This is a genomic window from Pseudomonas sp. PS01299, from assembly GCF_029960145.1.
Lineage (GTDB): Bacteria > Pseudomonadota > Gammaproteobacteria > Pseudomonadales > Pseudomonadaceae > Aquipseudomonas > Aquipseudomonas putida_A.
Genome location: NZ_JASCPO010000240.1, coordinates 1 through 8,642 on the forward strand (window position 1 = coordinate 1; position 8,642 = coordinate 8,642).

At 61.1% G+C, this 8,642-nt stretch carries 9 protein-coding genes; 1 reads left to right on the forward strand and 8 read right to left on the reverse strand.

Annotated elements, in window-relative coordinates; genetic code table 11:
- Positions 1-113: 113 nt before the first annotated feature.
- The 7 genes from thiO to QMX91_RS26330 are packed head-to-tail and all read right to left on the reverse strand — an operon-like array spanning position 114 to position 6,879.
- Positions 114-1,214, reverse strand: coding sequence for a glycine oxidase ThiO (thiO, locus tag QMX91_RS26300; protein WP_098965682.1), 1,101 nt, complete (start codon positions 1,212-1,214; stop codon positions 114-116).
- A 57-nt stretch (positions 1,215-1,271) separates the two neighbouring features.
- Positions 1,272-1,673 carry a type IV pilin protein gene (locus QMX91_RS26305; RefSeq protein ID WP_097089243.1) on the reverse strand — a complete coding sequence of 134 codons (402 nt, stop codon included), beginning with the start codon at positions 1,671-1,673 and terminating at the stop codon, positions 1,272-1,274.
- A 15-nt stretch (positions 1,674-1,688) separates the two neighbouring features.
- Entirely contained in the window at positions 1,689-4,772 is a 3,084-nt protein-coding gene (locus tag QMX91_RS26310; RefSeq protein WP_282413605.1) for a PilC/PilY family type IV pilus protein, read from the reverse strand.
- Positions 4,759-5,238, reverse strand: a complete 480-nt coding sequence (locus tag QMX91_RS26315; protein WP_223007218.1) for a PilX N-terminal domain-containing pilus assembly protein — start codon at positions 5,236-5,238, stop codon at positions 4,759-4,761. Before QMX91_RS26315 ends, QMX91_RS26310 begins: the two co-directional genes overlap by 14 nt.
- An 11-nt stretch (positions 5,239-5,249) precedes the next feature.
- A complete protein-coding gene (locus QMX91_RS26320; RefSeq protein ID WP_202370529.1) occupies positions 5,250-5,963 on the reverse strand; it encodes a prepilin-type N-terminal cleavage/methylation domain-containing protein in 714 nt (237 codons plus the stop codon).
- Positions 5,960-6,409, reverse strand: coding sequence for a type IV pilus modification protein PilV (pilV, locus tag QMX91_RS26325; protein ID WP_223007219.1), 450 nt, complete (start codon positions 6,407-6,409; stop codon positions 5,960-5,962). Before pilV ends, QMX91_RS26320 begins: the two co-directional genes overlap by 4 nt.
- Positions 6,406-6,879: a GspH/FimT family pseudopilin gene (locus tag QMX91_RS26330; RefSeq protein WP_098965689.1), complete on the reverse strand. Its 474-nt coding sequence runs from the start codon at positions 6,877-6,879 to the stop codon at positions 6,406-6,408. The genes pilV and QMX91_RS26330 overlap by 4 nt, the downstream gene beginning before the upstream one ends.
- A gap of 131 nt (positions 6,880-7,010) precedes the next feature.
- Here QMX91_RS26330 and QMX91_RS26335 point away from each other — a divergent pair, with 131 nt between their 5' ends.
- Complete coding sequence (locus tag QMX91_RS26335) at positions 7,011-7,580, forward strand: GspH/FimT family pseudopilin (RefSeq protein ID WP_135296592.1); 570 nt, start codon at positions 7,011-7,013, stop codon at positions 7,578-7,580.
- On the opposite strand, the gene ispH is transcribed toward QMX91_RS26335, so the two are convergent.
- Positions 7,537-8,481 carry a 4-hydroxy-3-methylbut-2-enyl diphosphate reductase gene (gene ispH, locus QMX91_RS26340; protein ID WP_223007220.1) on the reverse strand — a complete coding sequence of 315 codons (945 nt, stop codon included), beginning with the start codon at positions 8,479-8,481 and terminating at the stop codon, positions 7,537-7,539. The genes QMX91_RS26335 and ispH overlap by 44 nt on opposite strands.
- Positions 8,482-8,642: the final 161 nt, after the last annotated feature.

Here is an 8,642-nt window from a genome sequence, read left to right on the forward strand (position 1 = left end):
CCCGCTCCCACAGTAGATCTCGGTTGTTCACACAATTTGTGTTCACCGCAGATCCAATGTGGGAGCGGGCTTGCTCGCGAAAGCGGTCTGCCAGCCAGCAGAGAAAAATCTGACTAAATGCGACCTGCAGGCGCATACGGCGCCGGATCAATAATCGGCGCACGCCCCAGCATCACATCGGCAAACAACTGACATGACGCCGGCGCCAGCACCAGCCCGTTGCGGTAATGCCCGCAGTTCAGCCACAACCCCTCAAACCCCGGCACGCGGCCGATATACGGGATTCCCTCAGGCGAGCCCGGGCGCAAACCGGCCCAGTGCCCCACCACTTCGGCCTCCGCCAGCGCCGGCAGCAGCTCGACCGCCGAAGCCTTGAGGCTCTGCAACGCGACATCGGTCGGCGTCTTGTCGTAGCCTTCGTGCTCCAGCGTACTGCCGATCAGAATGTGCCCGTCGCGACGCGGAATCGCATAACGCCCCTTGGCCAGCACCATGCTCGGCAGGAAATCCGCTGCGCATTTGTAGAGAATCATCTGGCCCTTGACCGGCTCCACCGGCAGCGTCAGGTCCAGCGTCTTGAGCAGATCACCGCTCCATGCCCCGGCCGTCAGCACCACCTGATCGCCACTGATCACGCCTCTGGACGTCTCGACGCCAACCACCCGCTCGCCTTCGCGAACAAACCCGCTGACTTCGCATTGCTCGTGAATCGTCACGTTCGGCAGCGCCAGCAAAGCGGCTTTCAATGATTTGACCAGACGCGGGTTACGCACATTGGCCACATCGGCCATGTAGATCGCCCGGGAGAACCCGCCGCCCAACACCGGCACTGCGTCGTGCGCCGCCGAGATATCCACAGCCCGCAGCGGACGGTTTTCCCGCTCGGCCCAGGCCAGTGCCTCGGCTTCATCCTCCAGATCCAGCCAATACAGGCCGGTGGTGTGCACTTCAGGATCAATCCCGGTATCGGCAAACAGCCGCTCGCCCAGCTGTGGATAAAAATCCTGCGACCAATGCGCCAGCGCGGTGACTGCCGGGCTGTAGCGCCACGGGTACAGCGGTGAAACGATACCGCCGCCGGCCCAGGACGATTCCTGGCCGACGTTCGAGCGATCCAGCAGCACCACGCTGCGCACTTCGGAGGCGAGGTTGTAGGCGGTCAGCAGGCCAATCACCCCGCCACCGACAATCACCACTTGCTGTTGCCTGGTCATGTTTGATCCAACCGTAAAAAAGACAGTGGGCGCAAAAGGCGCCCTTGAGAAGGTACCTCAGCGGCCCCAGCAATCCTTGGTGGTCAGCCCGGTGGTTGCGTTGTTCATGCTGCGCACACCCGTATTGGTCAGGGTGAAGTCCCCGCACTTGTCGGTGGCCATGGCAGTGCCGGCCTTGCGGGTGGCCGTCAGCAGGAAGGTCTGATCAGCGATCGTCGGGGTGATGGTGTAGAAATCATTGCCCGCGCTCAGACCGGTGATGCCGGTGTAGACATTGTTTTTGGTGTAGAAGCGTTCGAGGCTCTGCGCCTGCTCCGAGAGCAGCGACACCACTTCGGCGCGCCGGCCTTTTTTCAGGTATTCGGTGTAGCTCGGTGCGGCGATGGTGATGATGATCCCGATGATCGCAATCACGATCATGATTTCGATAAGGGTGAAGCCTCGGTTGAATCTGCGCATGCCTCAAACTCTCACTTACTGTATTTGTCGCCACATGATACGCCGGCTGCCGCCGCCGGATTTTTCCACCAGTGTGGTGACAGTGCCACTGGAATCGTTGACGATCTTGCGCGTCGCGCCATTGACGATGGCGTTTAGGGTCGGAATCCCGCCGGTGAACACCACGCCGCTGGAAATCGTGTCGTTGCTGTCGACCACGCCATCGGCGTTGGTGTCGAGCACAGCGTAGTTGAGCATCTTACCGCTGAACGCATCCAGTTCGACCAGTTTGCCGGTGCCGAAACTGGCACACGGGTCGGTGGTGTCGACACTGGCGGTGGTAAACACGATGCGTCCGAGCACCAGACTGGCCTGATTGATCACCCGCTCGCCGGTCAGTACGTTGTTGTACACCAAGGGCAGGTACCAGCCCTTCTCCGCCGGATAGGTCGTGTCATTCTGGCTGGTGGTGATGAACTGCCCGGTGCTGCCAGAGAACACTCCGGTCACGGCCTGTGCCTGCAGGCTGCTGACCGTCAGTTGCCCGGAACCGCCGTCGGCATCCCACACTGAGTAGAACGCCTGCAAATCCTTGTTGGTCTTGTCGGCGGTCTCGTTGAATTTGCCGGTGCCGACGAAGATCTGTTTGCCCCCCAGCGAATTGTCCGCCAGCAGCGGCTGCGCGGTGATCGGCTGAGTCGCTCCGCCCGCCGTGGTGAACAACGGTTTACCGGAAAACGCCACGCCCCAACTGTCGGTCGATGTCGCGCTCAGATCGAACTTCCACAAGCGACCTTTCAGGTCACCACCGTAAGCGGCCTGCACCACGTTCGAAGAGTTGACCTTGAGCTTCACCGACGACAGGCCATTGGTGGTTTCGGTGCTGTCGATCACGATCTTCTTGATCAACGATCCGTCACGCACATCCAGCACATACAACGCCGCCACCCCGGAGTTGCTGCCATAACCATTGGCAATGAATGCCGCCCAACGACCGTCGGCCAAGCGTGCCACTTCCGGCCGGGCATAGGCGTAACCCAGATCATTGAATGCGTTGGCAGTGTTCGCCGTGGCGGGTGCACTGACTTCCCACAGGGCATTGAGCACATTGCCTGCCGACGCGTCGAACAGTTGCAGCGCATAGAAAGTCTTGCCGCCAGCACCGGTACCGCCGATGGCCAGGGTTTTCCAGGCGCTGTTGATTTGCGCGTCGTACACACCGACCTGACCGTCCACCAGAAACTTGTGGCTGACGCCATTGATGTACGCCGGGTCGGCAATCAGCCGCAGCGAAGGCAACACGCTGGACGGCATGTAGGCATAACGCCGGGTGCCGTTGGCCGAGTTGATCACATTGACGAAACCGTCGTTGGCATTCACCACCAGACTTGAATTCATGTTCGCCGATTTGGTGGTCAGATACGTGGTGTAGGTGGTGTCACCCGAGAGGTCGGAGGCGGTTTTATCGCTGGGCGAGGCCAGCACCAGCGGCGAGTTGATGATGTCGCCGAGCAATACGCTGCGCACCTTCAGCCCGGTCTTGTTGGTGCCCTTGCTCCACTCCACCAGGTCGCTGCCGCTGATACCGGTGGGCAGGCTCTGGCTGAGCGTCGTCTGTTGGGCTGCGGAAAAGTTGCCATAGGCCAGGGTAACGGCGGCGTTACTGGAGGTGTTCCACGATTGATAGGTTGGAGCGGTCGCGCCCGGCACGATCGTGGTATCGGTGGTCCACAGGGCTGTCGAAGTATTCACCGCGCCGGCCGAGGTGAAGCCGAAGGATTTGATCGTGCCGCGCCAGTCCTTGGGATCGTAGCTGGTCTGGAAATAACTGGTGCCACTGGCCAGCGTAGTGCCGCTGGTGACGCCGCTGCCCCCGGACCCGGCCTTGGAGGTGATGTCGCTCAAGGCCGAGGACAGCGCGGTGTTGAGGCCGGTGCTGTCGGTCGCCTGGTAATACTTGCCTTGCCCATAGGCAGCGGCGTCGGAAAGCATGTCGTTGTCGGCAGTAAAGCCGACGGTGTAGGTGTTCATGTTCTGCTTGGGAAAATCCGCCGAGCCCCAGCTCTTGCCCGCGAGATCGGTACCTGTCGACCGCATGTCGATGTCGAACGCAAACTTGGCAATGTCATCCAGATACAGCGTGTCACCCTCGTTATCGCCATTGAGGTTGTTGCCATCATTATTGATGCCATCCCAGTTCGGCAGACGACTGCCACCCAACGGATCGTTGGTTGGGAAGGTACGATCGTAGGTCGGCAAACCGTCAGTGATCACCACGCCGTAGTTCTTTTGGCAGCGGTACTGGATCGGACTGGTGTAAGTGGTGGGTGTGCTGTTGTAGTACGGCGTCATGCCGCGCATGTACCGGGTGATTTCGTAATAGGTTTCTGCCAGCGGCGTGTTGGCCACGGCCCCCAAACCACCGATCGCCGAAATCAACGCATTGTAGTTGGCGTCGGCCTGCGCCTGGGTCACGCTGCCGGAGACCGGCGACAGATCACTGATGGAACGAGCGATGTATCCACCGTTCCCGGGGTTGTTGCTGGTCACCGGGTTGAAGGTCGACAGGCCCATGCGCAAGTTACGGTTGCTGGTGACCAGTGCGGTGGACACGTTGCGCGCGACGTTGATCCGATAGTCGTTGGGAATCGCCCCGGTGGTGAAGTCGCGGGTGCCGTTGTTGATCGCCAGCCCGACCACATAGGCGATGTAATCCCCCGTGTAGCGCGTATTGCCGCCGCCCACCGGATCAGGCAGTTTCAGGCACAACGGCGCGACGCTGTTGTTGTAGAAGGCGAAGGCGCCGCCGGAGCAACCGGAGGTCGGCAGGTTCGAGAGAAACACCGGATCGCCAGTGATCGCCGTTGAACTCAGGCACAGCCCGAGCAACGCATTACATTGCCGGGCCGGGGTACGTGTGACGGTCGGATCGAATCCCGCCGCATAAATGATGCTGTTCATGCTGCCGGAATCGTCGATCAGCAACATCACGTTGGGCGGTACCGCAGCGGCACTCAGCAGCGGCGAGTCGGAAGGCGTGAACGCATAAGCCGGCGCTGCCAGATAAAAGCTCAGCAGCATGCCGGCCAACAACGTCCGGCAGCGCTCAATACTTCGCATAGACACTCTCCACCACACTGCGCGAAGTGCCGGCGATGCCGACAGCGGTCACTCGGTACAAGGTCGCCGAGGTGTTGCTCGGCACGTTCACCGCCGTCAGCGTGGTACCGATGTTCTGCACACCATAGAAGCCGTTACCTGCGGCGACCCACGTCACCCCCGAGGTCGAGTTGAGCCCCGCCGCACTGACCACCGAGGACTCCGCTGGCGGCGCACATTGCGTGGCGCTGGCACACACCGCCAGCGAATAACTGTCGAGCTGCACCGCACTCTCGCCGATACGCAACGCCGCCTCGGCGGTCTGGAACGACTGATTGCGCAGGCTGACGCTGCCGGCCATTTTTTCCTGCAGGTTGGCGCTCTGCATCGAGGACAGCCCGATCAAGGTCAGCAGCAACAGGAACACCAGACTGACCAGCAACACCATGCCACGCTGGTTTTGCCGCTGGTCGAAAGTCATCCTCATCGGCCCGACCCTCATTGCAAGCGGTTGCGCAAAGCGGCAACCACGTTGAAGGTTTGGTTGGCCACCCGGTTGTTCGGGTCGGTGAGGGTCAGGCTCAGTCGCACACTGCGGATGCGCGCCGGATCGCTAGGGTTGGCACTGTAGGAGGACGCCGCGACATCGGTGGCGGACGTCGCCAGACCGAACATCACAGTGAAGGCGCTGACGTTGTTCACCAGCACCTGCTGGGTCGGCGTGCCGCTGCCGGTGCCCATGAGAATCTGGTTGTTGCTGAAGCTGTAGATCAAGCGGCGGATCGGAAAAGCGATCTGCCCGCTCGCTGCCGCCCGCAACCCGGTATAGGCCGTGGCGCTGTTGCGGCAATCGGAGACCACCGTCCAGGTCGGCGTGCCACCACTGCCGCCGACATCAGCGGTAACCAGAGTCAGCTTGAGGTTGCTGTTGTCCCAACTGATCGGGGTGATCTGCGCCGCGGTGAAATCCCCTGCCGAGCTCGCATCAGTAATCGTGCCCAGACAGCCGAACATGCCGACCATGCGCAATTCCTGAATCATCTTGCTCAGGACAAAACGTGCGTCTTCCTGCATCGCGGCAGCGGTGTTCTGGCTGACGTAAGTGTTTTTAGCGGCGAGGAACGTCTGCACCACGCCCAGCACGATGATCAGCCCAATCGCCAGGGCGATGAGCATTTCGATCAGGCCGAAACCTCGATTGGAGCGCTTCATGGGCCGGCCACCGGATCGACCGTGGCGCGACTGGTCAGAACGAAGCTGCGGGTGGTACCGGTGGCATTCGCCGCCCGTGAGTCATTCCAGTTGATGGTGATGGTGTACACCCGCTGATTGAGGGTGATCGTACCGGTGGCAGTCGGCCCACCGAAATTGACGATGTTGGTGGTGAAATCGTAGAGATCCTGATCGCGGGCCACGCTGAGGTTGCCCGAGGTAGGCGGCGTGACGGTGTAATCAGCGGCGGAGTTGGCACGGATGCGGTCCATCATGTCGTAGGCGATGAAGCTCGCCTGACTGGTCATCCGCGAACTGTCGGTGTACTTCAGCGCATTCACTTGAACGGCTGCCGCGCCCAATATCCCGACGGTCAGAATCAGCAACGCGACCAGCACTTCGATCAGCGACATGCCCTCCTGTGCCTGTGTGCTCCCTGCCCTCATCCGCAACTTCCACCCAATTGAATTCGTCCATTCAGACACACGTTCAGCGTCCTGCTTTGTGTGCCCAACACGTAACTGATGGCCACCGCCGTCGACGGCGCCGCCAGACCGCCCAGGTTGTTGAAATCCAGTGCGGTCACTCCTGAGGGTAGCGTCAGAGTCGCGCCGCTGCTCATCGCTGGAACAACCCGCAATACATTGGCCGGTGTGCCAGTACTGTCGTAGACCGACAATTCGCCGGTCCACACGCTGCCGCCGGCGCTCGGGCGCAAGCGCGTGGTCACGCCGCGATCAATCGCCTCCAGCCGGGCATAGTTGATGGCGCGCTGCAGGTCGCCCATTTCGGTGTCGGCCTTGCTGCTCTGGATCGAGCGAGTGAAGCCCGGCACCGCCAGGGTGATGAGGATCACCATCACCGCGACTGCAGCCAACAACTCGGGCAGCGTGAAACCTTTTGTACGATGATCCATCGATGCCCTCCGTTGCCGTCGGCTATACCTGCTTCTACAAACTAGAACATTCAACCGGCCCGCGTCGGTTGATTTGCCCTGCCCGGCGAAAAGGATCGCGCCGGGCTTCATGCTCCACGGAGGGAGTTGTCATGCCGCAACAGGGTTTCAGCCTGATTGAATTGCTTATGGGACTGGCGATTGGCGCAATTGTTCTGTCGCTGGTCAGCCCGGCGTTCGCCACCTTCACCGAGTCGACCCATCGCGACCAAGCGGCGCAGTCGCTGCTCGACGGAATTCGCAACGCCCGCACCCTGGCCATCACCCGCAACCAGAGCGTGGTAATCCATGGCATCAACGGCGACTGGAGTCAGGGCTGGCGGATCATTCTGGATATCAGCGGCAAGGGGTCGCTGGACAGCAGCAACCCGCTGCTGGTGGAGCATACGAGTGACGGGCGGACACCGATTGTCGGTAATTGGGCGGTCAGTCGTTACGTGCGCTTCAGCAGTCTTGGACAACCGCTGATGCCCGGGCGGGCATTTCAGGCAGGGACATTACATATCTGTTCGGCACGCGAGCCGGTCAGCCAGCGCCAGGTGGTGCTGGCGGCAACCGGCCGGGTGCGCCTGACCAGCGCAAAGGCTGAGCAGGCGCTGTGCCTGAAGGCGAAGAGCGTCAGATCGAACGGACGCGCAGCTCTTTCGGCATCGAGAAGGTGATGTTCTCTTCGCGACCGGCCAGTTCATCGGCACCGGTCGCGCCCCAGGCTTGCAACTGCTGGATCACGCCGCGAACCAGCACTTCCGGTGCGGAGGCACCAGCGGTGATGCCTATGCGCTCGACACCCTCGAACCAGCTCTTCTGCAGGTCTTCGGCGCCGTCGATCAGGTAGGCCGGCGTGGCCATGCGTTCGGCCAGCTCACGCAGGCGGTTGGAGTTGGAGCTGTTCGGGCTGCCCACCACCAACACCACATCGCATTCGTCGGCCAGTTGCTTGACCGCGTCCTGACGGTTTTGCGTGGCGTAGCAGATGTCGTCCTTGCGCGGACCACCGATGGCCGGGAAACGTGTGCGCAGGGCATCGATCACCCGACTGGTGTCGTCCATCGACAGGGTGGTCTGGGTCACGAACGCCAGTTTTTCCGGGTTCCGTACTTGCAGTTCGGCTACGTCTTTCTCGTCTTCGACGAGGTAGATCGCGCCGCCATTGCTGGCGTCGTACTGGCCCATGGTGCCTTCGACTTCCGGGTGACCGGCGTGGCCGATCAGGATGCACTCACGGCCGTCGCGGCTGTATTTCGCGACTTCGATGTGCACCTTGGTCACCAGCGGGCAAGTGGCGTCGAATACCTTCAGGCCACGGCCGGCGGCTTCGCTGCGTACGGCTTGAGAAACTCCGTGAGCACTGAAGATTACGATGACGTCGTCCGGCACCTGATCCAGCTCCTCGACGAAGATCGCGCCACGGCTGCGCAGGTCTTCGACGACAAATTTGTTGTGCACCACTTCATGACGCACGTAGATCGGCGGCCCGAAGACTTCCAGGGCGCGGTTGACGATTTCGATCGCCCGGTCCACGCCGGCGCAGAAGCCACGGGGGTTGGCGAGTTTGATTTGCATGCTGTGCCTCGTGTCTTGCGCGCGAAATAAATTTACGTCCTGCTGATCGAGCACATTGCTCAAATACAGCAAAAATCCAATGTGGGAGCGGGCTTGCTCGCGAAAGCAGTGTGTCAGACAACGTCTATGTTGAATGTCAGTCAGCATTCGCGAGCAAGCCC